Source organism: Pseudomonas sp. BS-2016 (assembly GCF_001806145.1).
Lineage (GTDB): Bacteria > Pseudomonadota > Gammaproteobacteria > Pseudomonadales > Pseudomonadaceae > Aquipseudomonas > Aquipseudomonas lundensis.
Genome location: NZ_MLCT01000162.1, coordinates 1 through 1,712 on the forward strand (window position 1 = coordinate 1; position 1,712 = coordinate 1,712).

Below are 1,712 nucleotides of genomic sequence, written 5' to 3' on the forward strand. Positions count from 1 at the left end.
CGCCTCAAACACCGTTACTTGTTCGTTGCTGCTGACGCAATCGAGCTCATCGGCGCGGGCAAAATGGCTCATCAGCACGATTTTCGCCACTTTGCCACTCGCCAGCAGGCGCTGATACGCCTCCTGGTAATCCTTGGGGTGCAGGCCCACACGGTGCATGCCCGAGTCCAGCTTCAGCCACACTGTCAGCGGCTTGCTCAAACGAGCTTGCTCGATGGCGTCCAACTGCCAAAGCGAATGCACCACGCACCACAAATCCTGCTCGATGATCAGCGGCAACTCGTCGGCTTCGAAAAAACCTTCCAGCAGCAACACCGGCGCACGAATGCCGGCGGCGCGCAGTTCCAGCGCTTCCTCGATGCACGCCACCGCGAACCCGTCGGCTTGCGCCTCCAGTGCCTGGGCCACGGGCACCGCGCCATGGCCGTAGGCATCGGCCTTGATCACGGCGAGGGCCTTGGCCCCGGTGACTTCTCGGGCCAATTGGTAGTTATGGCGCAGGGCTTGGAGATCAATCAGGGCACGGGCTGGACGCATGGCGGCAGGCTTGTAGGCAGGAAAGTCAATAAAAAACCGGTGCCGACCAACAACGCCGGCACCGGGAGAGGGATCATTGTTAAGGCAGCGCAGCCACGACAGACAGCTCTACCAGAATCTCGGGTTCGCACAGCTTGGCTTGCACAGTGGCGCGGGCCGGGGCGACGCCTTTGGGCAGCCATTTGTCCCATACCGCGTTCATCAAAGCGAAGTCGGCGTCGATGTCCTTCAGGTAGATCGTTACCGACAGCAACCTGGATTTGTCGGTACCGGCAAGGTCCAGCAAGCGCTCGATATTGACCAGGGTTTCACGGGTCTGCTGCTCAATCCCGGCGCTCATGTCGTCGCCAACTTGCCCTGCCAGGTACACGGTACCGCTGTGGACAACGATCTGGCTCATGCGCTCATTGGTGAGCTGGCGCTGGATTGACATGTTGTGCGGACTCCTGGTGGTTGCCATAACGGGAAATATCGAGGCCTGCGGCGCTGATCTGCGGCGTTTTCTTCGCCATCAGGTCGGCCAGCAAGCGACCCGAACCACAGGCCATGGTCCAACCGAGGGTACCGTGGCCTGTATTCAGGAACAGGTTCTTGAACGGCGTGGCACCCACAATCGGTGTACCGTCCGGGGTGGTCGGGCGCAGGCCGGTCCAGAAACTGGCCTGGGCCAGATCGCCGCCCTGAGGATAAAGGTCGTTGACGATCATCTCCAGGGTTTCACGTCGCCGCGGGTTCAGCGACAGGTCAAAACCGGCTATTTCAGCCATGCCACCGACGCGAATACGGTTGTCGAAACGGGTGATCGCGACTTTGTAGGTTTCATCAAGAATGGTCGAGGTCGGCGCCATTGCCGGGTTAGTGATCGGCACAGTCAGCGAATAACCCTTGAGCGGGTACACCGGCGCCTTGATCCCCAATGGCTTGAGCAACTTGGGCGAGTAACTGCCGAGAGCCAGTACATAGCGGTCGGCAGTTTCCAGCTTGCCGTCGATCAGCACACCGTTGATGCGGTCGCCTGCGTAGTCCAGGCGCTGGATGTCTTGTTCGAAGCGGAATTCCACGCCCAATTGTTTGCACATTTCGACCAGGCGCGTGGTGAACATCTGGCAATCGCCCGTCTGGTCGTTGGGCAGGCGCAAGGCACCCGCGAGGATATCGGTGACGCTGGCCAGGGC

The 1,712-nt window shown here is 60.5% G+C and carries 3 protein-coding genes; all 3 read right to left on the reverse strand.

Annotation, left to right across the window (positions count from 1 at the left end):
• The coding region (gene alr / locus BKD70_RS23320; RefSeq protein WP_070415490.1) for an alanine racemase at positions 1 to 537 on the reverse strand (537 nt) is incomplete at its 3' end.
• Between the two features lie 79 nt (positions 538 to 616).
• Positions 617 to 970, reverse strand: a complete 354-nt coding sequence (locus BKD70_RS23325; protein WP_003195456.1) for a RidA family protein — start codon at positions 968 to 970, stop codon at positions 617 to 619.
• The coding region (locus BKD70_RS23330) for a D-amino acid dehydrogenase (protein ID WP_139145827.1) at positions 942 to 1,712 on the reverse strand (771 nt) is incomplete at its 5' end. The genes BKD70_RS23325 and BKD70_RS23330, both read right to left, overlap by 29 nt.

What these genes read in the sequence shown, in the direction of transcription:
- BKD70_RS23325 (WP_003195456.1), bottom strand. Translation starts at nt 970, where the DNA reads ATGTCAATCCAGCGCCAGCTCACCAATGAGCGCATGAGCCAGATCGTT.